At 72.6% G+C, this 25,978-nt stretch carries 24 protein-coding genes and 2 pseudogenes; 13 read left to right on the top strand and 13 right to left on the bottom strand.

Annotated elements, in window-relative coordinates; all coding sequences use genetic code 11:
• Positions 1-48: 48 nt before the first annotated feature.
• Together ACZ8ZB_RS07445 and ACZ8ZB_RS07440 are read left to right on the top strand one after the other, a co-directional pair.
• The gene (locus ACZ8ZB_RS07445; RefSeq protein WP_470741439.1) at positions 49-603 is read left to right on the top strand and encodes an MTB12 C-terminal domain-containing protein; all 555 of its coding nucleotides are present in this window, start codon (positions 49-51) and stop codon (positions 601-603) included.
• The gene (locus ACZ8ZB_RS07440; protein ID WP_470736900.1) at positions 572-1,870 is read left to right on the top strand and encodes an ABC transporter substrate-binding protein; all 1,299 of its coding nucleotides are present in this window, start codon (positions 572-574) and stop codon (positions 1,868-1,870) included. The genes ACZ8ZB_RS07445 and ACZ8ZB_RS07440 overlap by 32 nt, the downstream gene beginning before the upstream one ends.
• Before the next feature lie 99 nt (positions 1,871-1,969).
• Here ACZ8ZB_RS07440 and ctaD read toward each other — a convergent pair whose 3' ends face one another.
• Positions 1,970-3,661, bottom strand: coding sequence for an aa3-type cytochrome oxidase subunit I (gene ctaD, locus ACZ8ZB_RS07435; RefSeq protein ID WP_470736899.1), 1,692 nt, complete (start codon positions 3,659-3,661; stop codon positions 1,970-1,972).
• Positions 3,662-4,091: 430 nt separating this feature from the next.
• Between ctaD and ACZ8ZB_RS07430 the strand changes: the two genes are divergently transcribed.
• Positions 4,092-4,307, top strand: a complete 216-nt coding sequence (locus tag ACZ8ZB_RS07430; RefSeq protein ID WP_470736898.1) for an I78 family peptidase inhibitor — start codon at positions 4,092-4,094, stop codon at positions 4,305-4,307.
• Positions 4,308-4,363: 56 nt separating this feature from the next.
• Here ACZ8ZB_RS07430 and ACZ8ZB_RS07425 read toward each other — a convergent pair whose 3' ends face one another.
• Together ACZ8ZB_RS07425 and ACZ8ZB_RS07420 are read right to left on the bottom strand one after the other, a co-directional pair.
• Positions 4,364-5,365, bottom strand: coding sequence for a phosphatase PAP2 family protein (locus ACZ8ZB_RS07425; RefSeq protein WP_470736897.1), 1,002 nt, complete (start codon positions 5,363-5,365; stop codon positions 4,364-4,366).
• 237 nt (positions 5,366-5,602) lie between these two features.
• Entirely contained in the window at positions 5,603-6,934 is a 1,332-nt protein-coding gene (locus ACZ8ZB_RS07420) for a glycosyltransferase family 39 protein (RefSeq protein ID WP_470736896.1), read from the bottom strand.
• A gap of 261 nt (positions 6,935-7,195) precedes the next feature.
• Here ACZ8ZB_RS07420 and ACZ8ZB_RS07415 point away from each other — a divergent pair, with 261 nt between their 5' ends.
• Positions 7,196-8,800 carry an MFS transporter gene (locus ACZ8ZB_RS07415; protein WP_470736895.1) on the top strand — a complete coding sequence of 535 codons (1,605 nt, stop codon included), beginning with the start codon at positions 7,196-7,198 and terminating at the stop codon, positions 8,798-8,800.
• A gap of 112 nt (positions 8,801-8,912) precedes the next feature.
• Positions 8,913-10,103, top strand: a complete 1,191-nt coding sequence (locus ACZ8ZB_RS07410) for an acyl-CoA dehydrogenase family protein (RefSeq protein ID WP_470736894.1) — start codon at positions 8,913-8,915, stop codon at positions 10,101-10,103.
• A 36-nt stretch (positions 10,104-10,139) separates the two neighbouring features.
• Here ACZ8ZB_RS07410 and ACZ8ZB_RS07405 read toward each other — a convergent pair whose 3' ends face one another.
• Complete coding sequence (locus ACZ8ZB_RS07405; protein WP_470736893.1) at positions 10,140-10,577, bottom strand: cell division protein SepF; 438 nt, start codon at positions 10,575-10,577, stop codon at positions 10,140-10,142.
• Between the two features lie 301 nt (positions 10,578-10,878).
• On the opposite strand from ACZ8ZB_RS07405, the gene ACZ8ZB_RS07400 reads away from it, so the two are divergent.
• The 3 genes from ACZ8ZB_RS07400 (at position 10,879) to ACZ8ZB_RS07390 (ending at position 14,812) form a co-directional block, all read left to right on the top strand.
• Entirely contained in the window at positions 10,879-12,030 is a 1,152-nt protein-coding gene (locus ACZ8ZB_RS07400; RefSeq protein ID WP_470736892.1) for a DUF5685 family protein, read from the top strand.
• Positions 12,031-12,333: 303 nt separating this feature from the next.
• Positions 12,334-13,239: a S1 family peptidase gene (locus ACZ8ZB_RS07395; protein WP_470736891.1), complete on the top strand. Its 906-nt coding sequence runs from the start codon at positions 12,334-12,336 to the stop codon at positions 13,237-13,239.
• Positions 13,240-13,729: 490 nt separating this feature from the next.
• Entirely contained in the window at positions 13,730-14,812 is a 1,083-nt protein-coding gene (locus ACZ8ZB_RS07390; protein WP_470736890.1) for a S1 family peptidase, read from the top strand.
• Between the two features lie 50 nt (positions 14,813-14,862).
• Here the strand turns inward: ACZ8ZB_RS07390 and ACZ8ZB_RS07385 are convergent, their stop codons facing one another.
• A complete protein-coding gene (locus tag ACZ8ZB_RS07385; RefSeq protein ID WP_470736889.1) occupies positions 14,863-15,237 on the bottom strand; it encodes a cupin domain-containing protein in 375 nt (124 codons plus the stop codon).
• An 81-nt stretch (positions 15,238-15,318) separates the two neighbouring features.
• Between ACZ8ZB_RS07385 and ACZ8ZB_RS07380 the strand changes: the two genes are divergently transcribed.
• Positions 15,319-15,765: a MarR family winged helix-turn-helix transcriptional regulator gene (locus tag ACZ8ZB_RS07380; RefSeq protein WP_470736888.1), complete on the top strand. Its 447-nt coding sequence runs from the start codon at positions 15,319-15,321 to the stop codon at positions 15,763-15,765.
• Positions 15,766-16,121: 356 nt separating this feature from the next.
• Here ACZ8ZB_RS07380 and ACZ8ZB_RS07375 read toward each other — a convergent pair whose 3' ends face one another.
• Together ACZ8ZB_RS07375 and ACZ8ZB_RS07370 are read right to left on the bottom strand one after the other, a co-directional pair.
• The gene (locus ACZ8ZB_RS07375; RefSeq protein ID WP_470736887.1) at positions 16,122-17,195 is read right to left on the bottom strand and encodes a lytic polysaccharide monooxygenase auxiliary activity family 9 protein; all 1,074 of its coding nucleotides are present in this window, start codon (positions 17,193-17,195) and stop codon (positions 16,122-16,124) included.
• 195 nt (positions 17,196-17,390) lie between these two features.
• Complete coding sequence (locus tag ACZ8ZB_RS07370) at positions 17,391-17,525, bottom strand: hypothetical protein (protein WP_470736886.1); 135 nt, start codon at positions 17,523-17,525, stop codon at positions 17,391-17,393.
• A gap of 138 nt (positions 17,526-17,663) precedes the next feature.
• Between ACZ8ZB_RS07370 and ACZ8ZB_RS07365 the strand changes: the two are divergent.
• A pseudogene (locus ACZ8ZB_RS07365) lies at positions 17,664-18,100 on the top strand (class I SAM-dependent methyltransferase); the annotation flags it as partial.
• Positions 18,101-18,119: 19 nt separating this feature from the next.
• Here the strand turns inward: ACZ8ZB_RS07365 and ACZ8ZB_RS07360 are convergent.
• Positions 18,120-18,620: a ribonuclease FAU-1 family protein gene (locus ACZ8ZB_RS07360; RefSeq protein ID WP_470736885.1), complete on the bottom strand. Its 501-nt coding sequence runs from the start codon at positions 18,618-18,620 to the stop codon at positions 18,120-18,122.
• Positions 18,601-19,530 (bottom strand): GNAT family N-acetyltransferase, encoded by a 930-nt coding sequence (locus ACZ8ZB_RS07355; protein ID WP_470736884.1) that lies wholly within the window; start codon positions 19,528-19,530, stop codon positions 18,601-18,603. Before ACZ8ZB_RS07355 ends, ACZ8ZB_RS07360 begins: the two co-directional genes overlap by 20 nt.
• Positions 19,531-19,601: 71 nt before the next feature.
• Between ACZ8ZB_RS07355 and ACZ8ZB_RS07350 the strand changes: the two genes are divergently transcribed.
• Positions 19,602-19,970 (top strand): GntR family transcriptional regulator, encoded by a 369-nt coding sequence (locus ACZ8ZB_RS07350; RefSeq protein ID WP_470736883.1) that lies wholly within the window; start codon positions 19,602-19,604, stop codon positions 19,968-19,970.
• A gap of 87 nt (positions 19,971-20,057) precedes the next feature.
• Here ACZ8ZB_RS07350 and ACZ8ZB_RS07345 read toward each other — a convergent pair whose 3' ends face one another.
• The 4 genes from ACZ8ZB_RS07345 to ACZ8ZB_RS07330 all read right to left on the bottom strand — a co-directional run bounded on the left by ACZ8ZB_RS07345 (position 20,058) and on the right by ACZ8ZB_RS07330 (position 23,843).
• Positions 20,058-21,152 carry a DUF5925 domain-containing protein gene (locus tag ACZ8ZB_RS07345; protein ID WP_470736882.1) on the bottom strand — a complete coding sequence of 365 codons (1,095 nt, stop codon included), beginning with the start codon at positions 21,150-21,152 and terminating at the stop codon, positions 20,058-20,060.
• A 72-nt stretch (positions 21,153-21,224) separates the two neighbouring features.
• Positions 21,225-22,025 carry a polysaccharide deacetylase family protein gene (locus ACZ8ZB_RS07340; protein WP_470736881.1) on the bottom strand — a complete coding sequence of 267 codons (801 nt, stop codon included), beginning with the start codon at positions 22,023-22,025 and terminating at the stop codon, positions 21,225-21,227.
• Positions 22,018-23,025, bottom strand: coding sequence for a glycosyltransferase family 2 protein (locus tag ACZ8ZB_RS07335; protein ID WP_470736880.1), 1,008 nt, complete (start codon positions 23,023-23,025; stop codon positions 22,018-22,020). Before ACZ8ZB_RS07335 ends, ACZ8ZB_RS07340 begins: the two co-directional genes overlap by 8 nt.
• Positions 23,022-23,843, bottom strand: a complete 822-nt coding sequence (locus tag ACZ8ZB_RS07330; protein ID WP_470736879.1) for a glycosyltransferase family 2 protein — start codon at positions 23,841-23,843, stop codon at positions 23,022-23,024. The genes ACZ8ZB_RS07335 and ACZ8ZB_RS07330 overlap by 4 nt, the downstream gene beginning before the upstream one ends.
• A gap of 598 nt (positions 23,844-24,441) precedes the next feature.
• On the opposite strand from ACZ8ZB_RS07330, the gene ACZ8ZB_RS07325 reads away from it, so the two are divergent.
• Positions 24,442-25,257 (top strand): SGNH/GDSL hydrolase family protein, encoded by an 816-nt coding sequence (locus tag ACZ8ZB_RS07325; protein WP_470736878.1) that lies wholly within the window; start codon positions 24,442-24,444, stop codon positions 25,255-25,257.
• A gap of 90 nt (positions 25,258-25,347) precedes the next feature.
• A pseudogene (locus ACZ8ZB_RS07320) lies at positions 25,348-25,905 on the top strand (anti-sigma factor); the annotation flags it as partial.
• Positions 25,906-25,978 lie beyond the last annotated feature (73 nt).

Here is a 25,978-nt window from a genome sequence, read left to right as displayed (position 1 = left end):
AAGCACCGGGCGCGCATGGTCCGGACCGACACCCGATTGGTGAGCCAGATGGTTCTCGGCAGTGGCATCGGGCGGGGGAACACACGGACGGCGGGACGGAGCACGGCGCTGACCGCGGCGCTGTTCCTGGTCCTCGCGCCGGGGCTCGCGGCGTGCGGCGACGGCGGCGGTGGCGGCGACAGCCCGTCCCCCGCCTCGTCGGCGGACGGCACGACGAGCGCACCGGTCAGCGCGCCCGCGGACCCGGGGGCGGCCGAGCGGGAGATCCGGCAGAACTGGGAGAAGTTCTTCGACCCCGGGACCCCGGTGGACGAGAAGAAGAAGCTCCTGCAGAACGGCGAACTGCTGGGCCCGGTGCTCGAGGCGTTCAGCGGTGACAACCGCGTCGGACAGGTCCAGGCGAAGGTCACCGACGTCACGTTCACCTCGCCGACCGAGGCGGACGTGAAGTTCGCGGTCACCCTCAGGGGCGCCACCGCCCTCCCGGACGCCTCCGGAACGTCCGTCGACGACGGCGGCACCTGGAAGGTGTCGGCCAAGTCCCTGTGCGCGCTGGTGCAGCTGAGCGGCGATGGCTCGCCACCGGACGTTCCGGGCTGCTGAGGCCCTCGCCGCGGCCGCGCTCCTCGCCCTGACCGCGGCCTGCGGCAGCCGGCTGCCGGAGAGCGACTTCGAGCACGACGACCGCTCGCCCGCACCCGCCCGGAGCGCCGGCGAGCCGATCCGCGTCGGCATCGTCACCAGCGCCACCGGCCCGGTCGGAGGCAGCGCCCTCACCGGCCCGCGCGACGGCGCGAAGGCCTGGTTCGACCGGCTCAACGCGCGCGGCGGCGTCGACGGCCGGCGCGTCGAGGTACGGCTGTGCGACGACGGCGGCAGCGGCGCCGGCAACAACGAGTGCGTGCACGAGCTGATCGACGAGGAGAAGGTCGTCGCCCTGGTCGCCACCGCCGCCCTGGACTACGCGGGCGCCCCCCGCGTCTCCCGCGCGGGCGTGCCCGACGTCGGCGGCCAGCCCATCGGCGCCGCCTACGACACCTACCCGCACCTCTACGGCATCCACGGCAGCGAGGCGCCCAGGAACGGCACGCCCGGCTGGGACGGCAAGCTGTACGGCGGCACCGAGGTCTACCGCTACTTCAAGCGCGAGCACGGCGCCCGCACCGCCGCCGTCGTCTCCTACAACCAGGCCGCGTCCGCCGCCTACGCGCGGCTCGTCGAACGGGGCCTGAGGACCGAGGGCTACAAGGTGGTCACCGAGCAGGTCGACTTCGCGCTGCCCAACTTCCGCGCGGTGGCCGCTGACCTGAAGCAGCAGGGCGCCGACCTGGTCCTCGACGCCATCGACGGCCACGGCAACGCCCGCCTGTGCCGGGCCATGGACGACGTCGGCGCACAGGTCACCGCCAAGGTCACCCACGTGCAGAACTGGACGTCCACCGTCGCCGAGGAGTACAAGGAGGCCCCGCGCTGCCGCAACGCCCTGTGGGCGACCGGTTCCAGCCGCAACCACGAGGACACCGGCCATCCGGCCGTACGCGCCTTCCGGGACGCCACCGAGGGCCTGGAGACGCACTCCCAGTGGCAGCTGGAGGGCTGGGCCGCCGCCCGCTGGTTCACCGACGCGGCGGAGTCCTGCGCCCGTACCGGCATCACGCGCGCGTGCGTCGACGCCCATGTCGGCCGCGCCCGGGACTACACCGCGGGCGGGCTGCTGCTGCCCGTCTCGTTCCGGCCGTCGCCCGAGCCGCCGGCCGCCGGCCGGACCTGTCTGTCCGTGGCCCGCTGGCGGGACGGCGAGGGCTGGGTGTCGCAGGGCGACATGAACCGCACCTGCTTCACGGTGCCGCGACTGGCCTACGAGCCCTGACGCCTCCCCCTCGGGACGGCGACCGTCCGCGACGGCCGGCGGGCCCGCCCGCGCGGTGGACACCGCGGCACGCCTGCCGCGCCCGGCCGACCGACGCGGTCAGCGCGGCTCGGAGCCGGCCTGCTCGCTCTCCGGCTCGGGCTGGGACGTCACGGCCGCGTACTCCGGATGGTTCATGTCGAACGCCGGCGACTCCGAACGGATCCGGGGCAGCGTCGTGAAGTTGTGCCGGGGCGGCGGACACGAGGTCGCCCACTCCAGGGAGCGCCCGAAGCCCCAGGGGTCGTCGACCTCGACCTTCTCGCCGTACCTGGCGGTCTTCCAGACGTTGTAGAGGAACGGCAGCGTGGACATGCCGAGCAGGAAGGCGCCGACGGTGGAGACGGTGTTCAGCGCGGTGAAGCCGTCCGCCGCCAGATAGTCGGCGTACCGGCGCGGCATGCCCTCGGCGCCCAGCCAGTGCTGCACCAGGAACGTGGTGTGGAAGCCGACGAACAGCGTCCAGAACTGGATCTTGCCGAGCCGTTCGTCGAGCATCTTCCCGGTGAACTTGGGCCACCAGAAGTAGAAGCCGGCGAAGGTCGCGAAGACGACGGTGCCGAAGACCACGTAGTGGAAGTGCGCGACGACGAAGTACGAGTCCGTCACGTGGAAGTCCAGCGGCGGCGACGCCAGCAGCACCCCGGTCAGCCCGCCGAACAGGAACGACACCAGGAACCCGGTCGCCCACAGCATCGGCGTCTCGAAGGAGAGCGACCCCTTGATCATGGTGCCGGTCCAGTTGAAGAACTTCACGCCCGTCGGTACCGCGATCAGGAAGCTCATGAAGGAGAAGAACGGCAGCAGCACCGCGCCGGTGGCGAACATGTGGTGCGCCCACACCACGACGGACAGGCCCGTGATGGCCATGGTGGCGCCGACCAGCGTCAGATAGCCGAACAGCGGCTTGCGGCTGAAGACCGGGATGATCTCCGTGACGATGCCGAAGAACGGCAGCGCGATGATGTAGACCTCGGGATGACCGAAGAACCAGAACAGGTGCTGCCACAGGATCGCCCCGCCGTGGGCGGCCTCGAAGACCTGCGAGCCGAACCGCCGGTCCGCCTCCAGCACCAGCAGCGCCGCCGCGAGCACCGGGAACGCCAGCAGGATCAGGATCGACGTGAACAGCGTGTTCCAGGTGAACAGGGGCATCCGGAACATCGTCATCCCGGGGGCGCGCATCCCGACGATGGTGGCGATGAAGTTGACCGCGCCGAGGATGGTGCCGAAGCCGGACAGCGCGAGGCCCATGATCCACAGGTCCGGGCCCGGGCCGGGGGAGTACTGCATGCTGTTCAGCGGCGCGTAGGCGAACCAGCCGAAGGCCGGCGGACCCCCGGTCACCAGCAGCGAACCGAGCACGATCAGACCGCCGAAGAGGAACAGCCAGTACGAGAACATGTTCAGCCGCGGGAAGGCCACGTCGGGCGCCCCGATCTGCAGCGGCATCAGCTCGTTGGCGAACCCCGCGAAGCTGGGGGTCGCGAACAGCAGCAGCATGATCGTGCCGTGCAGGGTGAACATCTGGTTGAACTGCTGGTTGTCGACGAGCTGCAGCCCGGGCCGGGCCAGTTCGGCGCGCATCAGCAGCGCCATCACGCCGGCGATCAGGAAGAACACGAACGACGTGATCAGGTAGAGGTGGCCGATCTTCTTGTGGTCGGTGGTGGTCAGCCAGTCGATCACCAGCCGCCCGCGCCGCGGCCCGTGCGCCGGCCGCGGCGCCGCCCGGACGGTCTGCGTCCCCATCGCTCGCCCCTTCGCTTTTCGCACGCCGGGCCCGCCGGGAGCCCGCGCCACATGTTCCCCCGGGCCCACGCCATGATGCTCGCCCCTGCCGGTCCCCGACAGAGGGCGTGGCGGATCGTGTGGCGGAAACGCGTATTTTCTGTGCGCGCCGGCCCGCGTGGACGTGCGTGGCGGTGGAAGCGGAAAAGGAATGGGGCCCGGGAGCGCTTCCCCCGGAACTTTCCGCCGGAGTTAATCGAGCCTGTGGTGTGACACGCGGGAATTGAGTTCGAATACCCGCGGAAGGCGTACCCATGCGTCCGTTCGGGTGACGGCCGCCGTCACGGACGTCTGTCGTGATCCTGTGACAGAAGCGTGACAGCCGGGGGATCCGGACCGGTGTTCGGGCCTCCGGCTTCCCCGCTTCCGGGCCAGGGCATAGCGTGGCCGCATGGCACCCATTCCGACACCCTCCGCGGAACCCCACGACAGTCCGGACGCCTACGTCGGCCTCGCGGCGGACCGGGCCGAGCGCCTCGCGCGCGAGCGCGGCTGGTCGACGGTGCGGGCGCTGCCCCCCGGGGCGATCATCACCATGGAGTACCGCACGGGCCGGCTGAACTTCGAGGTGCGGGACGGTCTGGTGGCGCGCGCCTGGAAGGGCTGACACACGGCGACGGCCCCGGTTCCCTCGCCGGGACCGGGGCCGTGGCGTGACGTCCGTCAGGGACGGGTCGCCGACGTCGTACCGCGCGGGTGGCGCTCCGCGTACGGCGGGCGGCGGCTGCCCGCCGGGGTGACCGGGGAACGCTCCGCGCGGGTCGTGTGCGGCCCGGGCGCCAGATAGGCGGGCGACCGGGAGGCCGGACGGCCCGTGGGGACCGGCTCGGGGGCCGTGTCCGCGCGGTCGGTGAACGGCTTGAGCATGACGGGCCGCCCGAGCGGGCCGGCCTCCGCCGTCTCTCCCCGACGGTTCCGCCAGCGGGTGCGCAGGTCGAAGATCCGCGTCTCCGCGCGGGCGATCACCGGCTCGAACCAGGGCAGCGCCAGCAGGATCAGCAGGCCCGCGACCCAGCCCAGGAGCACATCGCTCAGCCAGTGGGTCCCGATGTAGACGGTGGACAGTCCGACACCGAGCGAGGTCACGGCCGACAGGGCGGACAGCCAGCGGCGGGCTCTCGGGGTGGAGGCCAGATAGGCCAGGATTCCCCAGGTCACCACGGCGTTGGCGGTGTGCCCGCTGGGAAATATGTCGCCGCCGAGCCACATCTCGTTCGAGCCGATCTCGGTCGCGTAGTGCGGCCCGAGGCGCCCCATGCCGTACTTCGCGGCACCCACGGTGACATTGAGCAGCAGCAGGGAGACGCCGAGGGCGAGCAGCGGGCGCAGGGTGTGCTGCCGCCAGGAGCGCCAGCCCAGCCAGGCCGCCACCATCACCGCCGTCGGGCCGCGCTGGCCGAGGACCACGTAGTAGTCGACGAAGGCGTGGATCTCGGACCACTGCTGGTAGGGGCGGAAGAACATCACCTGCCAGTCCAGCCGGACCAGCCAGGAGGTGATCAGCACGGCCCACACGATCGCCAGATAGAAGGCCAGGGCGGCGCCGAACAGCACCACCCTGTGCCGGCTCATTCGCGGCACGCCGATGTGAGCCGGTCGTTCCGGCTCACGATCCAGCCTCGCGAACACCCGGTCCAGACGGGTGGGCTTCCGTTCGGTACGCACCCAATCGACGTTACAGCGAGTGAGTGCGGAACCCCGTCGAATCAGCCTCTTTGTGATGACGATGTGATGTGGCATTCCTCTCATGGAGACGTTTATCGCCGGTGAATCCACAAACCCCGGATGCTGCGGACTTCAATTCCTTTGATCATTCCGGAGGAGGGTTTTATCGCGCTTTTGAATTCGTTCACCGGGGGCTGGCGCGGAATTTTCTCGGCGCTCATCCCCGCTCCGGGCGAGTCAGGGGGGACCGGAGCCGTTCAGCCAGAAGGCCCCGTACGCCGCCGAGGCCGCCGCGACCGCCCCCACGATCGGCGCTGACCTGGGCGTACGCAGCCGGGCCAGGGTGAGGGCGAGGGGCAGCAGCAGGGGGAAGGCGGGCAGCAGCAGCCGCGGTTTCGAGCCGAAGTAGCTCGACGCGCCCAGGGCGAGCGCGGTGACGACCCCGGCGTACACCAGCAGGGGGAGCGGCTGGCGCTGCCGCACGCAGACGACGTAGAGCCACACCACGAGGCCGACGCCGGCCACCAGTCCGAGACCCGCCAGGGCGGACGGGAACGACGTGAACATGGCGGCGACGAAGCGGGCGAAGGCGTACCCCCCGTCGAAGCCGTTCCGCCACCCGGCCTGCACGTCGAGATATCCCAGCGGACCGTCGCCGGTCCGGTGGCCGACCCACAGGACGTAACCGGCGGCTCCGAGGGGCGCGAGGAGCGCGCCGAGCACCCGGCGCAGGCGCACGCCGGAGGTGCCCACCGGGTGCGGAGCGCCCTCCGGCGCCGGGACGCGCCGGACGATCGCGGGAGCACCGGCGCGTTCCCCGGCCCGCGCGCCGTCCTCCGGCGCCGCGCTGCGATCCCGCGCGAAAGAGGTGCGGTCCCGGGCGGGGGAGGAGCGGCCTCGCGCGAAGACGTGTCCGTGCGCGCGGGCGCGTTCGCGCAGGAACGAGGAGACGCCCGCCGCCCACACCGCCGCGACCACCGCCAGGCCCACCGGGCGGGTCAGCCCCGCCAGGCCGGCCAGGACGCCCGCGGTCACCCAGCGCCCCGTGAGCACGGCGTACAGCGACCACGCGGCGAGCGCGGTGAACAGGGACTCGCTGTACGCCATCGACTGCACGATCCCGACCGGCAGCACCGCCCACAGCAGTACCGCGCACACCCCGGCCCGGCGCCCGTACACGTGGTCGGCCACCGCGAAGATCCCCCAGGCCGCCGCGAGCGAGGCGAGCAGGCTCACCACGAAGCCCCCGTCGGCGTGCGACAGCGGGGACACCGCCGCCGCCAGCCGTTCCAGCCACGGGAGCAGCGGGAAGAACGCCAGGTCGGAGTGGACGTCACCGCCCGGCAGCCGCACCTCGTAGCCGTACCCGGACTCGGCGACCCTCGTGTACCAGAGCGAGTCCCAGCGGGCGGTCAGCAGGGTGTACGCGTCCTTGCCGCGCGCCCCGCTCCACAGGGCCAGCACGACCAGCCCCAGGACACGCACGGCGGCGTACCCGAGGAGCGCCGGTGCGGCCCGGCGCAGTGCTCCGGGGCGGGCCGGGGCGATGCGGGCGTCGAGATCGTTCACGCGCCCGATTATCGACCCGGCGCGGAACCGGCCGGCTCGGCGGGGCGCGCGACCCCGGCGAGGAAAGTGGTGTATGCCACACCGATCTGCCGGAACAGTGAGAGGCCCGCCACTCGATCCCGGCTCCCACTCGCGTACTCTGACGTGTCACTCGCCGTTCGCTGCGCAGGCCGGAGACCACCGCTCCTCTCCGGCCGAGTCACGGGGGGTCCCGACCCCGTGAGCCCGCCGATCGCGAGGGAACATCTGGGAGGTACGTACATGTCCGGGACGACCACGGCCGCCGTCGCGCTGCGCCGTCGGGCGGCCGGGGCCGGGGCCAACCGCTGGGTGGTGCTCGTCGTCCTCTGCGTCAGCCTGCTGCTGGTCGCCGTCGACGCCACCGTGCTGCACGTCGCGGTCCCCGCCGTCACCGAGGACCTCCGGCCCGGCGCGACGGAGCTGCTCTGGATCGTCGACGCCTACCCCTTGGTCTGCGCCTCGCTGCTCATCCTCTTCGGCACCCTCGGCGACCGGGTCGGCCGCAGACGCGTCCTGCTGCTCGGCTACGCCCTGTTCGGCGTCGCCTCCGGCATGGCGGCCCTGGCGGACAACGCCCAGGTGCTGATCGCGGCGCGGGCGCTGCTCGGTGTCGGCGGCGCGATGATCATGCCGGCGACGCTGTCGATCCTGCGCCAGGTCTTCCCGGACCGGCGCGAGCGTGCCCTGGCCATCGGCGTCTGGAGCGCGGTCGCCGCCGTGGGCGCGGCGGTCGGCCCGCTGCTCGGCGGCTTCCTGCTGGAGCACTTCTGGTGGGGTTCGGTGTTCCTGGTCAACATCCCGCTGATGCTGGTCAGCCTCCCGGTCGGACGGCTCCTGCTGCCCGAGTCGAAGGGCGACGACGACGGCCCCTGGGACGTGGCCGGCGCGCTGACGGCCGCCGCCGGACTGTTCGCGGTGGTCCTCGGCGTGAAGCGGCTCGGCGGCGGTGACCCCGGTGTGTGGACCGTGCTGCCGCTGCTCGCGGGCGCCGGACTGCTCACCGTCTTCGTGCGCCGGCAGCGGCGCCGCGCGCATCCGCTGGTCGACCTGCGGATGTTCGCCCGGCCGGCGTTCAGTACGTCGGTGGGCTGCATCGTGCTGGCGATGCTCGCCCTGGTGGGCCTGGAGCTGATCGCGGCCCAGTACCTCCAGCTCGTGCTCGGGCTCTCCCCGCTGGAGACCGGGCTGCGCCTGCTGCCGCTGACGATCGCGGCGATGGCGGCGGGCCTGGCGGGCGCGCGGATGCTGCGCCGCTTCGGCCCGCGCCGCATGGTCTGCTCCGGCTTCTGCCTGACGGCCGCCGCGGTGGTGCTCCTGACCGCGATGGGCGGGCAGGACGACTGGCCGCTGCTGCTGACCGGTTTCGTGCTGCTCGGCTTCGGCCTGGAGACCACCCTGTTCGGGGCCTACGAGTCGATGCTCAGCGAGGCGCCGCCGGACCGGGCCGGCGGAGCGGCCGCGATCGGCGAGACCTCCTACCAACTGGGCGCGGGCCTGGGCATCGCGCTCCTCGGCAGCGTGATGAACGCGGCCTACGCCCCCGGCCTCACCGGCATACCCGGGGTGCCCGCGGCGGCGTCCTCGGCCGCCTCGCACTCGCTGGGGGAGGCATACGAGATGGCCGACCGGCTCGGCGGACCCGCCGGGAGCGCCCTGCGCCACGCGGCGCGCCACTCCTTCGTGCACGGACTGCACGTGACCCTGCTGGTGAGCGCGGGCCTGCTGCTGCTCGGCGCGGTGATGGCGTCGCGCCTGCCGCGGGGGATGCAGTGCGAGCCGCCGGCCGTTGGGGTGCCCGCGCCGCGGGAGGCCGCGGAGCACCGGGTCTCCGGGCTGAAGGTGTGATCCGTACCCCGCCCCGGCCGGGTGGACGTGCGGGAGACCGCGTCGTAACGTCACCCCGAGCCGTGACCGGCAGCGCTAGTTGATGTCCCGGACCAGCCCCGGAGGATGCCTCATGTCCGCGTCCGTGAAGCCGCCCCCCTTCGACCCCGCCGACCCCCTCGGCCTCGACGACCTGCTGGAGCCGGAGGACCTGGCCGTCCGGGACACCGTGCGCGCCTGGGCCGCCGACCGCGTGCTCCCGTACGTCGCCGACTGGTACGAGAAGGGTGAGCTGCCCGGCATCCGGGAGCTGGCCCGGGAGCTCGGCGGGATCGGCGCGCTCGGCATGTCCCTGGACGGCTACGGCTGCGCGGGCGCGAGCGCCGTCCAGTACGGACTCGCCTGCCTGGAGCTGGAAGCGGCCGACTCCGGGATCAGGTCGCTGGTCTCCGTGCAGGGGTCCCTCGCGATGTACGCCCTCCACCGCTTCGGCAGCGAGGAGCAGAAGCGGCGGTGGCTGCCCCGGATGGCGTCCGGCGAGGTCATCGGCTGCTTCGGGCTCACCGAACCCGACGTCGGCTCCGACCCCGGCTCGATGCGTACGCACGCCAAGAAGGACGGCGCCGACTGGGTGCTCAACGGGCGCAAGATGTGGATCACCAACGGGTCCGTGGCCGGTGTCGCCGTGGTGTGGGCGCGGACCGACGACGGAATCCGCGGCTTCGTGGTGCCCACCGACAGCGCCGGGTTCTCGGCGCCCGAGATCAAGCACAAGTGGTCGCTGCGCGCCTCCGTCACCAGCGAGCTGGTCCTCGACGACGTGCGGCTGCCCGCCGACGCCGTGCTGCCCGGGGCGACCGGCCTGAAGGGCCCGCTCAGCTGTCTGTCGCACGCCCGGTACGGGATCGTCTGGGGCGCGATGGGCGCCGCGCGGAGCTGCTTCGAGGCGGCGGTCGACCACGCGAAGTCGCGGGAGCAGTTCGGGCGGCCCATCGGCGGGTTCCAGCTCACCCAGGCCAAGCTCGCCGACATGGCGGTCGAACTGCACAAGGGGATTCTGCTCGCCCACCACCTGGGGCGGCGCATGGACGCCGGCCGCCTGCGTCCGGAGCAGGTCAGCTTCGGCAAGCTCAACAACGTCCGTGAGGCCATCGACATCTGCCGCACGGCGCGGACGGTCCTCGGCGCCAACGGGATCTCGCTCGAGTACCCGGTGATGCGGCACGCGACCAACCTGGAATCGGTGCTCACCTACGAGGGCACCGTCGAGATGCACCAGCTCGTGCTGGGCAAGGCGCTCACCGGGATCGACGCCTTCCGGTGAGCCTCCGGGGAGGCAGGGCCGGTGTGCGGCCCCGCCTCAGCTCTGGTTGAAGAAGCCGTCCGAACGGTGCGCGGCCGGCTCACCGCTGACGACCTCGGTGTCGGCCGGGCTGAGCAGGAACACCCGGCTGGACACCCGCTCGATGGAACCGCGCAGACCGAAGATCAGGCCCGCGGCGAAGTCGACGACGCGCTTGGCGTCACCGGCGTCCATGGCCGTGAGGTTCATGATGACGGGAACACCCTCGCGGAACAGCTCGCCGATGGCGCGGGCGTCCCGGAAGCTGTCCGGGGTGACCGTGCCGATCCGGCGGCCCCTCTCCTCGGCGACGTCCGCGGCCACCTTGACCCGCGGATCGGTGACCCAGGCCTCGCCGGGCTCGGTCCCGTCGGAGTAGTCGTCGTCGTAGTAACGCTCGTCTTCGTTGTCGTCGACGAGGCCAAGCCAGGCACTCGCCTTGCGTACCGATCCCATGGACGCCTCCTCTCACAGCGGTCTTTCTTGTCTTTCCGCATCCCTATGGTCGTCCATGATGCGGACGTCGCGCCAAGTGGATAGACGCCGCGCGGGGGGTTTGTGACGGTACTGGTGCACAGCTGATCCGTCGAGAGTCCGGGTTTCCCAAGGGTCTTGGCGTAAACGGATGCTGACTGTGAGTGAAATATGATTCTTCCCGGCGTACGGGTGAGGACGGGTGCGTACGGGTGAACAACCGGGTCGATACGATGCCGCCGCTCGACTTCGTACAACTGCACGGGGGAATGTCGTGTTCGGAATGGTCAGGCCGTGTCGGCACCGGCTCGGGGAGAAGCTCACCGCCCAGTGGATGGCCCATCTGTGCGGGCTGTGCCTCGCGTTGCGCGGGGACCACGGGCAGCTCGCGCGGATCGTCACCAACTACGACGGGCTCCTCATATCCGTCCTGACGGAGGCTCAGGCGGAACGCCCGGCCGCGGGACGGCGCACCGCGGGGCCGTGTCCGCTGCGCGGCATGCGCACCGCGTCCGTCGCGCACGGTGAGGGCGCGCGGCTCGCGGCGGCCGTCTCCCTCGTCCTCGCCTCCGCCAAGGTGCGCGACCATGTCGCCGACGGCGACGGGATGCTGGCGCGCAGGCCGGTCGCGCTCGCCGCGCGCCGGATCGCGGCGAGCTGGGACCGGGCGGGGGCGCGGAGCGGTTCGGCCGTCGGGTTCGACACCGCCGTCCTCGTCGACGCCGTGGACCGGCAGACCGGCATCGAGACCCTCGCCGGGCCCGGCACCCCGATCCTCACCGTCACCGAGCCGACCGAGACCGCGACGGCCGCGGCCTTCGCGCACACCGCGGTGCTGGCCGGCCGACCGCACAACGCCGTACCGCTCGCGGAGGCCGGACGCCTCTTCGGGCGCCTCGCGCACCTCCTGGACGCCGTGGAGGACCGGGAGGCCGACGCCGCCTCGGGTGCCTGGAACCCGCTCACGGCCACCGGAACCCCGCTCGAGGAGGCCCGCCGGCTCGCCGACGACGCGGTGCACGGCATCCGGCTCGCCCTGCGCGAGGTGGAGTTCGAGGACGGCGGTCTCGCGCACCGGCTGCTCGTCCATGAATTGCCCAACTCCGTCCGTCGTGCCTTCGGTACGGTCTCCTGTGCCCACGGAACCGGCCCCTACGCGCCGCCCGGTGCTCCCGGTGGCCCGCTGCCTCCCCAGCCGCCGCGCCGCGACCGGCGCGGGCTGCTGGCCGGCTGCGCCGTGTGGCTGGGACTCGCCTGCACCTGCCAGCTGTGCTGCGGCACCTACGAGGACCCCTGGACCCGCGAGTCCAAGCAGGGGCCCTGCGCCAACTGCGACTGCAGCGGGTGCGGCGACTGCTGCAACTGCTGTGAGTGCTGCAACTGCTGCGGTGAGGACGGCTGCTGCGACGGCTGCGACTGCGGCTGCGACTGCTGACGGGGGGGGGGCCGATTATCCGGAGGGGCGAATTCCGGACACCGTGCGGCTGTTCGACCGGTCGTGCTGTGGGTGTGACCACTGGTAACGCGGTCTCGCATCCGGACCAAATCTCCTAGACGGTTCAAAGGTTGACGTCCAAAAGACACCCTTGCGCCGAACGGTCGGTCGGCCGAATACTCGCCCACAGCGCTTGTCAGGGGCACGGCGTGTTCGGAATCCGGGCACCCGGCTCCCTGGCTGCGCCTCACCGGGCCCGCAACCCCACGAGGGCCCCCTACTTCCTTTGTGGAGGAACGAGAAGTGAGGATCAAGCGCACCACCCCCCGCAGCGGCATCTCGAGACGGACTCGGCTGATCGCCATATCCGCCGGACTCGTGGCCGCTGCCGCGATCGTGGTCCCCAGCGCGAACGCGGCCGAGACCCCCACCACCTTCAGCTCCGCCGAGCTCAAGAGCGTCAGCGGCTCGGTGCTGAAGGCCGACGTCCCGGGCACCGCCTGGGCCGTCGACAGCAAGACCAACCGGGTGCTCCTCACCGTCGACAGCACCGTCTCCCAGGCCGAGATCAACAAGATCAAGCAGCAGGCCGGGGACGACGCCGACGCGATCACCGTCAAGCGCACCCCGGGTACGTTCAGCAAGCTCATCCAGGGCGGCGACGCGATCTACTCGAGCAGCGGCCGCTGCTCCCTCGGCTTCAACGTCCGCTCCAGCAGTGGAGTCGACTACTTCCTGACCGCCGGTCACTGCACCGAGGGCGCGGGTACCTGGTACGGCAACTCCAGCCGCACCACGGTGCTCGGTTCGACCGCCGGCACCAGCTTCCCGGGCAACGACTACGGCATCGTCCGGTACACCGGGTCCGTCAGCCGGCCCGGCACCGCGAACGGCGTGGACATCACCCGTGCGGCCACCCCGAGCGTGGGCACCACCGTCATCCGCGACGGTTCCACCACCGGCACCCACAGCGGCCGGGTCACCGCCCTGAACGCCACCGTCAACTACGGCGGCGGTGACGTCGTCTCCGGCCTCATCCAGACCACGGTCTGCGCCGAGCCCGGCGACTCCGGCGGCTCGCTCTACGGCAGCAACGGCACCGCGTACGGTCTGACCTCCGGAGGCAGCGGCAACTGCCGCACCGGCGGCACGACCTTCTTCCAGCCGGTGACGGAGGCCCTGAGCGCCTACGGCGTCACCCTCACCTAGGAACGGACCCCGGGACCGGCCGGCACCACCGGTCCCACGGGTCCACCTCGCAGCCGGCAGCACGACGAGCCCCCGCACGCGACCGCGTGCGGGGGCTCGTCCGCGTCCGGCAGCCCGCACCGCCGGTCCCGGAACCGGTGCAGGAGCAGCGTCCGCCCGTCGCGCCGCTCCGGGAGCAGAGCCATGGGGGGTCGAATTCAAGCCAGGGACGGCTCCCGTGCACCGTGCCGCCGGTTACTCCCTCGTAGTGTTTGCAGTCCGAACCGTCCTGCGTGTCCATGACCTGTCAGGACATAGAGGGCGTCGGGTCGTTGCCGTGCGCGCGTCCTGAAGTCGACCTTGTGTGCCCCCCGCGGGATTCGGAAGAGTGGGCGCCGTTCGACCGGCACGGGCGTGGCTTCTTTCGTGTTCTGCCCCCGTAGCCGTACGCCTTCCGGCCCGGAGAGGTCCCCACAACCTTCCGGGCCGTCCCCCCACAGGAGGACGTGAGTTGAAGCACCGACGCATACCCGGGCGACGTGCGGTCATGGCGGGTGCGGGCATCGCCGCACTGACCGCCGGCGCGGTCACCTTCCAGACTGCGAACGCCAGCGAGGTCCCGGCGGACTCCGCGCCCCGGACCCTCTCGGCCGGAGCGGCCGGAAAGCTCGCCTCGACGCTCGCCCGGGACCTGGGCGCCGACGCGGCGGGAACGTACTACGACGCGAAGAGCAAGTCCCTCGTGGTGAACGTGCTCGACGAGGCGGCGGCCGAGACCGTCGAGTCGGCCGGCGCCAGGGCGAGGGTCGTGGCGAACTCCCTCGCCGAACTGAGGAGCGCGCGCACCACCCTCGAGCGGGACGCCGCCGTCCCGGGCACCGCCTGGGTGACAGACCCGGCCGCCAACAAGGTCGTCGTCACCGCGGACCGCACGGTCTCCGAGGCCGAGTGGGCCGAGCTGGCGAAGGTCGTCGACGGGCTGGGCGCCAAGGCCGAACTGCGGCGCACCAAGGGCGAGTACAAACCCTTCGTGGCGGGCGGCGACGCCATCACCGGCAACGGCGGACGCTGCTCGCTCGGCTTCAACGTGACCAAGGGCGGCGAGCCGCACTTCCTCACCGCCGGGCACTGCACCGAGGGGGTCTCCACCTGGTCGGACTCCTCGGGCGACGTGATCGGCGAGAACGCGGCGTCCAGCTTCCCCGGCGACGACTACGGCCTGGTCAAGTACACCGCCGACGTCGCCCACCCGAGCGAGGTGAACCTCTACGACGGCTCCACGCAGGCGATCTCCGGCGCCGCCGAGGCCACCGTCGGCATGCGGGTCACCCGCAGCGGCTCCACGACCCAGGTGCACTCGGGCACGGTCACCGGTCTGGACGCCACCGTGAACTACGGCAACGGCGACATCGTCAACGGTCTGATCCAGACCACGGTCTGCGCCGAGCCCGGCGACAGCGGCGGCTCGCTCTTCTCGGGCAGCAGCGCGGTCGGCCTCACCTCCGGCGGCAGCGGCGACTGCACCTCGGGCGGTACGACCTTCTTCCAGCCGGTGACGGAGGCCCTCTCGGCCACCGGCACCCGGATCGGCTGAACCCCGCCCCTGCGACGGCCCGCCCCTCCGCACGGAGGGGCGGGCCGTTCTCAGCCGGCCCACGGCGGCACCACGCGCGTGCCGTCGGCCAGGGTCGCCTCCAGGCCGTGGGACGTGGTGACCCAGGAGACGGCGACCTCGGCGGTCGGGTTCTCGACGGCGAGGGTCGCGCCGGGGTTGACGATCACCGTGTCGCCGGCGGTGACCCGGTGAGCGGTGCCGTCGAGGGTGATCAGCAGTTCTCCGGCGAGCAGATGGAAGATCTCCTCCCGGCTGACGGTGTGCGCGGGCGCCCTGGTCCCGGCGGGGATCTCGCCCCGCCAGGCGCACAGCTCCCTGCTGCCGCTCGAGGGGCCGGCGTACGAGAGGAAACGGGTGCCGTGCATCTCGTGGACGACGGCGTCGGACGGGCGGACGACGGGCATGACGGTCTCCTTAAGTGGTCAAGTGACTTGACCATATGGTCAAGCCACTTGATTGTTTCGTCAAGGTGCTTGAATCTCCTCGTGCAGAACTCCGAGGCCGCCGCCCTGTCCGCCGCCCTGCTCGCCGCCGCCGGCGAGCTCACCCGGCGCATCCATGACGGGGTGGTCGCCCGCGGCTTCGAGGGGGTGCGGCCCGCGCACGGTTTCGCCTTCGCCCGGCTCGCCCCGGACGGCGCGACGGTCACCGACCTCGCGGTCCACCTCGGGGTGACCAAGCAGGCCGCGAGCCAGCTCGTCGACGAGCTGGTGCGCAAGGGGTACGCCGAGCGGCGCCCGCACCCGGGGGACGCGCGGGCCCGGCTGGTCGTGCTGACCGAGGCGGGGTGGGCCTGCACCCGGGCGGCCGACGAGGCGGCGGCGGAGGCCGTACGGGCCTGGGGTGAGGTGCTGGGGGAGGCGGAGGTGCGCGAGCTGGCGCGAAAGCTGCTGCGCGTCGCGCCCGACGGGCCGGTCCGTCCCGTCTGGTGACGTCCCGTCAGGTGCGGGCGCGGTGCTGCCGGGTGGCGCCGGAAGTTCTTGCCGGCGCGTAACTTCCCGGCTTTTCTACTCGCCCGTGACTTGACGGGTGAACAGCATTCTCGTGATCCGGATCGCGGGGCGCAAGGACCCCGCCCTTCCCCCCGTACCGCAAGGAGATCACGCGATGCTGCCCCGGAAACGAGTGATTCGACCGGGGCGTCTTCCATGAGGTGGCCAACGCCCTCGACCCGGCCCGCGCCACGCCCACGACCTGTGCCTCCGCGTTCGGCCGACACGTGTCCACGCGGGTGCGCGCAGCGGGGCCCCGTCCGGCCTGAGCCGCCGGACAGGGCCCCGGGTCACCTTCAGCGGCCGTGCCGCCCGGTCGCCGTGCGCCGCCGCGCGGAGGCGAACAGCGCCGCCGAGCCGAGTGCCAGCGCCGCGGCGCCGCCGATCATCAGGTACGGGGTGTTGCCGTCGCCGCCGGTCTCCGCGAGGTCCTGCGACGACCCCGCCGCCTTCACCTGGTTGCCGGTGGTGCCGTCGTCGGCGGCCTCCGGGGCGGTGCCGTCGTCCGCCGCGGCCGGCTCCGCCGAGGTGCGGGGGTCGTCGTCGCCGTGCCCGTGGTTCTCGATGGTCGACTTGTCGGCACCGGCCTCGATCTGCTCCTCGGAGGGGGCGGAGGCGGTCGGCGCCGGGGCGGCCTCCTCCGGGGTGTCGCCCGGTCCGGCGGCCTCATCGCCGCTGCCGGCCCCGTTCCCGCCCGTCTGGTCCCCGCCCGTCCGGTCCCCGCCCGTCTGGGACCCGCCGAACGTGACGTCCGAGCAGGAGTAGAACGCCTCCGGGCTGTCCGACCGCTGCCAGACCGCGTACAGCAGCTGTGCGCCGGAGCGCTCGGGGAGGGTGCCGGCGAAGGTGTAGAAGCCGCCCGAGGCGGCCGGGTCGGTGGAGGTCGCCACCGGATTCGCCAGGTCCAGGTCGTCCCAGGCCAGCGGCTGCGACGGGTCGTAGCCGGGCTTGGTGATGTACACCTTGAAGGTCCCCTTGTGCGGGGCGGTCACGCGGTACTTGAAGGTGTGCGGGCCGCTGCTCACGCTCGTCGCCGGCCAGTCGGCGCGGGCCAGGTCGAGCCCCTTGAACGCCTCGTTGCCGGCGCTGCACAGCTTGCCGTCGGGGATGAGCTCCTGGTGGCGTCCGCCGGCGTCGCCGATGCGGATGCCGTTCCAGTCGTACAGCGCCTGGGTGCCGCCGGCCGCGACCGCCGCCTTGCACGCCGCCGACGTCGGGCTCTCCGGGCCCTCGGCGTAGCACTGCGAGACCCGGCTGACCGGGTCGCCCATCGAGCCGTGCGCGGACGCCGGCGCGGCGGACAGCCCGGTCAGGGCGAGCGGAACGAGACCGACGGCGGTGGCGACAGCGGCCTTGCGGCGTGCGGGCATGGGGCAGCAACTCCTCGACAGCGATCACTGGATCGGGCAGGGGTGGTGAATCCCGTGGGGGTGGCTCAGAAACTAGCCCCTTGAACCGGCGAAATCGCCTGTCGAAGGCCGCGGGGAGGGATCCTTATGGCCGCGTTAAGGGAGTGCTCAGGCTGGGATCAGGTAGGTGCCCGGATCGGGCGGGTGCCCGGACGGTCAGCCGTCGGGCCACCAGGTGCGGGCGATGTCCTCGCGGACCTCGGGCCGTCCCGCGGGACGCTCGTCGGCCTCCTCGCGGATCCGGCGGACGTCCGTCTTCCCCGGGGGCTTCCGCACGGTGACACGGCGCATGGCTGCCTCCTTCGGGGTCCACCGGGTTCCGTGCTCCCACGGAGGCGGACCTTTCGGGGGAGAGTTCCTCACCGGTCCCGTTCTGTCTGTGGCCGCTGTCACGGATCGGTGGTCAGTGGTGGGTGTCACCCCGGGGCCGTGACGACCCACGAAGGCGACGGCACGGACACGGACGGTGCCGACCGGGACGCGCGGGCCGCCGCGTTCGACGAGGAGCCGGACCACGGGCGGCGCGGCTGCGGCGCCGGCAGCCTGCCCCTCCTCGCGGCCGGGCGGGGACACCGGGTGACCGGCGTCGGCCGGTCCCCGGCGATGGCGGCGCTCGCCCGGGAGAAGCCCGCCGGGCGCGACGCCGTGTTCCTCCTCGGCGACGCGACGGCACCGCCGGCCGGCGTGGAGCGCTACGACGCCGTCCTGGTCAGGAGCGGGCGCCGCGGCACCGGTGGGACCTGCCGCGTCCGGGAGGCCGCCTCGTGCCGGCCGAGGGAGGGCGTGTGGAGCCCGGCCGGCCCACCGCCCTCCTGGCCCCGCCCGGCGGGCGGGTGGACGTGGACGGCGAGCGGTACGCGGTGGTCCCGGACCGATCCGGCGCCCTCAGGCGAGCAGCGCGCCGAACCCGCCCTCGCGGGCCCGGGCGTCCAGCTCGTCGAGGGCGGCCACCGCGGCGGCCGCCGCCTCGGGATCCGTGGTGAGCAGGCCGCTCGCCGCGAACTCGTCCTCGTCCAGCCGCCGTACGTCCGTGCCGTCCGCGGAGACCCACAGGTCCAGGTCGAGGTCCTCGACCACCAGCCGGCCGCCGGAGAGCTCGGCCGGCCGGGTGATGTCGCAGTAATGGCCCTTGAGGGCGCCGCCGGCGGTGCGGACCTCCTTCACCGAGTACCACCGGTCGCGCCAGTAGTGCTCCGTGAACACGTCACCGGGTTCGAAGCGGACGAAGCCGAAGTCGCGCACGCCGTCACCCGCCCAGGGGGCGCGCACGGTGACGCGGGTGCCGTCGTCGGCGAGCAGTTCGGCCTGATAGCGGATCTTCATCCGTCCCGCCTTGACGAGGACGACCTCCACCCGCGTCGGCCCGTCAGCCGAGTGCGCGGACATACCGCACCTCCGTTCCGCAGATCTCGTACCCGAACCACGTGTTGATCGCGATCATCGGTCCGTTCCCGGTGTCGTTGCCCGTGAACGCCTCCGTGTACCCGGCCGCGCGGGCGCGGTGCAGGGAGTCGTTCTTGGCGAGCTTGGCCAGCCCCCGGCCCCGGTGGGCGCGGGCGGTGCCGGTCATGACCGTGGCGTACCGGGTGCCGCCGTCCGTGCGGGCCGCGGAGAACGCGGCGGGACGGCCGTCGACCAGCGCCACCGTGGTCAGCCCGGGACTGAACAGGGGGTGCCGCCAGGTCTCCTCGAGCCAGGCCTCGTAGTCCGTGAACTCGGTGTCCACGTCGCTCGGTTCGTCCGCCGTGGTCTCCGCGTCCAGCTCGAACAACGGGCGCGGGTCGCCGGCGAAGTCCGAGCCCGGGCGCAGCTCCACGCCCGGCGGCGGGTCCTGCGGCGGGGGGAGGGCGCCGTTCGCCAGGTCCAGGCGGAGGAAGTGGGCGGAGCGGCTCGCCCGGTAACCGTGCGCCTCCGCGAAGGCGCGGTTGCCCGGCTCGTCCAGCACCCAGGCGAACAGCCTGGTCGCCCCGTGCGCGGCCAGGTGCTCCTCGGCCGCGCGCACGAGCAGCGACCCGGCGCCCCGGCGGGTGTGCCCGGGGTGCACGTACACGTTGACGTTGCCCTGGCCGGGCTCGGGGCTCTCGTGGGTCAGGTGCACCTGTGCCGTGCCGATCACCTCGCCGTCGGCCACGGCGACCAGGGGACGGTAGTGGGCGTCGGGGTGCAGACGGGTCAGGTCGTGGGCCAGGGACTCCGGGGTGACGAGAATGAACGGCAGCGCGGCGTGCCGGACGCGGGCGAAACCCTCGAGGTCGGCGCGGGCGTCGGGGCGGAGATCGCGGACGGTCACTGTCATGGAGGCGCACGTTACGGGGGAGGCGCCCGGGGCGCCTCCCCTTTTCCGCCGGGGTGCGCGACAATCGGGCCGTGACCTTGAGGATCCGGATCGACGACGGCGCGCCCCCGTACGAGCAGGTGCGGGCGCAGATCTCCGAGCAGGCGCGGTCGGGGGTGCTGCCCGTGGGGTACAGGCTGCCGACGGTGCGGGGGCTGGCCGAGACGCTCGGGCTCGCCGCGAACACGGTGGCCAAGGCGTACCGGGCGCTGGAGGCGGACGGGGTGATCGAGACGCGGGGACGCAACGGGACGCTGATCGCCGCGGCGGGTGCGGCGGCGGAGCGGGAGCTGGCGTCCGCGGCGCAGGACTTCGCCGCCAGGGCGCGGCGGCTGGGGCGCGGTGAGGAGGAGGCGCTGGCCGCCGTGCGGGACGCGCTGCGTGCGGCTTACGGGGCGTGAGCGCCGTGGCGGCGGGGGTTCGACGCCGGGCGCGGGTGCGCCGCGGCCGGTCGCGCCCGTGCCCCCGGGGGGCACCGTGCCCCGTGCCTACAGGTACAGGCCCGCGTCCGCGTCGCCCCGCGGTTCCGGGAGGGACGTCGGGGAGGTGCCCCGGCGCAGGGCGTACAGCTCGGCCAGGGTCGCGCCTTCGCGGCCGACGCCCTCCTCGGTGCCCAGCCAGTTCGCCGCCTCCGCGCGGGTCAGCCGGCCCACCTCGATCCGGGCGAGACAGCGGCCGGGGCGGACCACGGCCGGGTGCAGGCGCTCCAGGTCCTCGTTGGTGGTGACGCCCACCAGGACGTTGCGGCCCTGGCCGAGCAGACCGTCCGTCAGGTTCAGCAGCCGGGACAGCGCCTGGCCTGCGGTGTGCTTGGCCTCGCCCCGGATCAGCTCGTCGCAGTCCTCCAGGAGCAGCAGCCGCCAGCGGCCCTTGCCCGTCGCGTCCTCCTCGCCGATCGCGATGTCCATCAGATAACCGACGTCACCGAAGAGCCGTTCGGGGTCCAGCACGCAGTCCACCTGGCACCAGTCCCGCCAGGACCGGGCCAGCGTGCGCAGCGCGGAGGTCTTGCCGGTGCCCGGCGGGCCGTGCAGCAGGAGCAGCCGGCCCGAGATGTCCTCGGGGGTGGTCTTCATCAGGCGGTCCATCGCGTCCGCCACCGGCGCCGTGTAGTTGGGGCGGACCTCCTCCCAGGTGCCCGCCGAGATCTGCCGGGTGGTGCGGTGCGGGCCGCGCCGCGGGGAGACGTACCAGAAGCCCATGGTGACGTTCTCCGGTTGCGGTTCGGGCTCGTCCGCCGCGCCGTCGGTGACCTCGTCCAGGACCTTCGCGGCGAGGTCGGCGCTGGTCGCGGTGACCGTGACGTCGGCCCCCCGGTTCCAGCGGGAGACCAGCAGCGTCCAGCCCTCGCCCTCGGCCAGGGTGGCGCTGCGGTCGTCGTCCCTGGCGATCCGCAGCACCCGCGCGTTCGCGGGCAGCAGGGTCGCGCCGGAGCGTACGCGGTCGATGTTGACGGCGTGCGAGTACGGCTGCTCGCCCGTCGCGAAGCGACCGAGGAACAGCGCGTCGACGACGTCGGACGGGGAGTCGCTGTCGTCGACGTTGAGCCGGATCGGCAGTGCGTCGTGCGGTTGCGCGGACATGCCGCCATGATCGGGCACACGGGCGCCGCGTGCACCCGGTTTCCGGGGTGCACGCGGATGGTCGCCCACGCTTCAGTCCGGCGGCCGGCGGATCAGCCCCCGTGCCCGCCGGGTCCGGCGCACCATCGCGTACCCCTTGGTCAGCGCGCGGTCCCGGGCGAAGGCGCGCGCGACGCCCCGCCCCTCCACCAGCCGTTCGAACTCGGCGGTGTCCGTCGACCGTCGCACCGTCACGCGCCGCAGGGCGTACGGCCCCTGGGCACGGCGGGCGAGACCGTTGCCGACGGCGAGCGCCTGGGCGTACCCCGTCTCGCGCACCGCCCGGCGCACCCGGCGACTGGAGTAGCCGTAGGGATACGCGAACGAGGCGGGTACGGAGCCCAGCTGGTCCGAGACGATCTCCTTGCACAGGACCAGCTCGGAGCGCAGCCGGTGGTCGTCGAGCTGGTCGAGCTGCGGATGGCTGTGGCTGTGCCCGCCGATCTCGACGCCGGCGCCGGCCAGTTCGCGCACCTGGTCCCAGTCGAGCATGGTGTCCGGACCGCCGCCGGTGTCGTACGGCCCCCGCAGCCAGCCGGTGGAGACGAACAGGGTGGCCGGGAAGCCGTGCTCGGCGAGCACGGGCAGCGCGTGCCGGTGCACGCCCTCGTAGCCGTCGTCGAACGTGACGAGGACCGGCCGGGCGGGCAGCGGGCGGCCCGAGCGCCAGTGCGCGGCCAGTTCCGCTGTGGTGACGGGGGTGAGGCCCCGGTCCGCGAGCACCGCCATCTGCTCGGCGAACGCCTCCGGGGACACGGACAGGGCGCGGGTCGCCTCGCCGGGGTCGTCCGCGACCGCGTGGTACATCAGGATCGGCACGCGTACGTCAGTCACGGCCGTCCTCCCCGATGCCCACCACGGAGAACGTGACCCCGCCCCGCCGGGCCCGCACGCTCCCCACCAGGTAGCCGCCGGCCGCCGTGAGCGCCCCGGCCACGATCGCCCCCGCGCGCCCCGCACCGCCCGGGCGGGCCAGCAGGGCGTCGCGCAGTCCCCGTGCCACCCCGGCCGGAAGCACCCGTGTGGTGTACCGGCGTTCGGACTCGAGCCCCTTCTCCGCCCCCACGCTGCGGGACACCAGCGCCTTGGACAGCCCCTCGGCGTAGGTCCGTGCGCGGAAGTAGCGGAAGCGCTCCCGGACTTCGGGCACCCGGTGGTGGATCACCGCGCGGTCGTCGATCAGCAGGACCGCGTCGGGGCGGGCGCGGCTGAGGCGGATGCACAGCTCCGTCTCCTCGCCGCCCAGCGGACGCCTGTTCCCGTCGCGTCCGATGCCGGTGGCGAAGCCGCCCGCCGCGTCGAAGGCCTCGCGCCGGAAGGAGGCGTTGCCGCCGAGCACGTTGCGCACCCGCACCCGCCCGCGCGGCAGGCCCCGGTAGGTGCAGCCCACCACCCAGTCGAACTCCTCGGGGAACCAGGCGGGCCGCCGGCCCGACGCCCAGACGGGCTCGGTGCGCCCGCCGACCGCCATCACGCGCGGGTCGTCGTACGCCTCGGCCAAGTGCTTCAGCCAGTCGCGCTCGGCCACCGCGTCGTCGTCGAGGAAGGCGACGACCTCCCCGCGCGAGGCGGCGATCCCGGTGTTGCGGCCGGCGGACAGGCCGCGGGGGCCCGCGTTGGCGAGCACCCGCACGACGGCGCCGCCCGGGGAATCCTCGTACTCCTTGCCCAGGCGGTCCAGGAGATCCTGGTTGTGGTCGACGACCAGCAGGGTCTCCAGGGCCGGCCGTGACTGCGCCCGTACCGAGGCGACCGCCGCGAGGACGTCCTCCCAGCGGTCCTCGGTGTAGGCGCAGATCACGACCGAGACGCCCGGGGCGCCGGGATCGCTCAAGACGCCTTCCCCCGGACCGTGTCGAGCAGCGGCGAGGGGTGCGGACGCCGGCGCAGCGCGCGCCGGTTGGAACGCTCCCCGAGGATCACTCTCAGCACGCGCAGTCCGTCGCGCACGGCCCGCAGATTGCTCGTGCCGTGGATGCGCAGGTACTCGTGGCTGGGGATCTCCTGCACCTTGAGGCCGGCCTTGACGACCCGGATGTTCATCAGGGTCTCGACCTCGAAACCGGTGCAGTCGAGGTCGATCTTGTCCAGGCAGTGCCGCCAGAAGGCGTTGTAGCCGTAGCAGAGGTCGGTGTACCGGGCGCCGAACTTGCGGTTGACGACGGCGCACAGCACCCGGTTGCCCAGCATGCGGATGAACGTCATGTCGTCGGTGCCGCCGCCGTTGGCGAAGCGGGACCCCTTGGCGAAGTCCGCGCCGGAGACCAGCGCGGAGACGTAGCTGACGATCTCGTTGCCGTCCGCCGAGCCGTCCGCGTCGACCATCACGATGATGTCGCCGGTGCAGGCCTCGAAGCCGGAGCGCAGCGCGTCCCCCTTGCCCCTGCCGCTCTGGCCGACGACCTTGACGCCGGGCCACAGGTCGCGGGCCACCTCGACGGTGTCGTCGGTGGAGTTGCCGTCGACCAGGACCACTTCGTGGATCCAGTCGGGAAGCGTCTTGAAGACGTACGGCAGGTTCTGCGCCTCGTTCATGGCCGGTATCACCACGCTCACCGGCGGCGCGATGGCCAGGTGAGAGGAGACGGGCCGGTACGTGCGGGCGGTCGGCGGATCCTGGTCCTCGGTCGCCGGCTGCAGAACGGAACTCATGAGTCTGGTCCCTCTCGTCCGGTGGACCGCCCGCCCCTCGGGCAGCCCGGCTGTTCGTCCGGTTCGAAAGGGGGGTTCTCACCCCACGGCGCGACGGACGGAACCGACGCGCACGCCAGGTGAGCTGGCACATCTGGCCGGCCGCGAAAACGGCAGCCGACCGCGCGGCACGGCCCGGTCACCGCCTGCGGTCGCCGGGCACGGCACCCCCCTACCGCGCCCCGCACCGGTTCGTCGCGGTCCTGAGCCCTCCCCTGGAACCGCTTGCTGACGGACCGGCGCGAGTGAGATGTATGACGGTATTGACGGTTGAACCCGAATGGCAAGACCTGAAGAGGTCGATCACGTTTTCGTTGGTTTGGCCGTTGCGCAAGCCTCTTGCCCGGATGCGTGGATCCGCATGGCCGACTTTGCCCCCCGAAGTGCCGGATGCCGGGCTTCAATGTGGCGCACCCCGTAAGGACCGTCAAGGCCCGAAAGTCCCTGCGGCCAGATTTCGTCCAGGATTGAACAGCAACAGTTTTGGCATGAACACTTCCGGTCAACACGCGTAATTGGTACGACGGTTGCGGCAGAGATCCTGCTAAAGGGAGGTTCCATGAGACGTTCCCGAATTGTCCTCTTCCTCGGCTTCCTCGGCTCGCTGCTCCTCGCCGTCACCACCGCCCTGACCGGGGCCGCGACGGCACAGGCGTCCCAACAGGCCGCCGTGGGCGGCTATGTGGCCCTCGGCGACTCCTACGCCTCCGGCGTCGGAGCCGGCAGTTACCTCTCCGGCAGCGGCGACTGCAAGCGCAGCACGAAGGCCCACCCCTACCTCTGGGCAGCCGCCAACTCACCCTCGTCCTTCGACTTCAAGGCCTGCTCCGGTGCCCGAACGGGTGATGTTCTCTCCGGGCAGCTCGGCACGCTCTCCACCTCGACCGGCCTGGTCTCGATCAGCGTCGGCGGCAACGACGCCGGCTTCGCCGACGTCATGACGACCTGTGTGCTCCAGTCCGACAGCACCTGCCTCTCGCGGATCGCCACCGCGAAGGCGTACGTCGACTCGACGCTGCCCGGCAAGCTCGACGGCGTCTACTCGGCGATCCGCGACCGGGCCCCCAACGCCCGCGTCGTGGTGCTCGGCTACCCCCGGTTCTACAAGCTCGGCACCTCCTGCGTCGGTCTCTCCGAGACCAAGCGGAAGGCGGTCAACGACGCCGCCGACCACCTCGACAACGCCATCGCCCGGCGCGCCGGCGCCCACGGCTTCACCTTCGGCGACGTACGCACCGCCTTCACCGGCCATGAGATCTGCTCCGGCAGCTCCTGGCTGCACAGCGTGGACTGGTTCAACATCGGCAACTCGTACCACCCGACGGCCGCCGGACAGTCCGGCGGTTATCTGCCGGTGCTCGACGCGGTGGCCTGACCCTCAGTGCCCGTCGTCCGAACCGGAAGGAGAGGCGGAGGCCCCGTCCGTCGGGGTCCCCGTCTCGCACGTCACCGAGAACGGCACCGCCGGGAACCGGCACGCGCGCGTGCGCCGCGGCTCCCGCCGTACGTCCGGGGCGCCGCGCCCCCGCCGCGCCCCCGCGAGCGGCGCCGCACTCCGCTGATCGTGCCGTTCGCGACGGCCACCGCCGCGGCGCTCGTCGTCGCCGCGCTCTTCGCCGTTCAGGCGGACGGGACCCGGGAGCGACTGGACGTCGAACGCGACCGGTCACGTGAGATCGCCCACGTTCTCGCCGCCCCGGACGCCCGTGTGAGCAGCGGCCGGGACACGCGGGGCCGCACGATCGGAGTAATCGCTTCCGCATCGACCCGCAGCGCGGTCGTCACCCTCGGCGGACACGGCGACCCCCCGAACGGACGTGTGCGCCAGCTCTGGCGCATGGGCCCGGACGCGCGACCGCGTTCCCCGGGGCTGTTCGAGGGCGGTGCGCCCTTGGCCGTCTCCGGTCTGGACACCGCCGCGGCGTCACTCGCCGTGACCGTCGAACCCGACGGCGGATCACCGCGGCCCACCTCGCGACCCATCGTCCAACTCGCCCTGGAAACGGTCGGATTCGGAGAGTAATCGACGAGTGTTCGTCAACCCCCTTATGGGGAAGGTGGATCCTGTGACCTCGATACACGGGTGCCCGGCCGGG

Source organism: Streptomyces sp. 12E (assembly GCF_055633275.1).
Note: the sequence above shows the minus strand (reverse complement) of the source record. Positions and strands in the feature narration are given on the sequence as shown.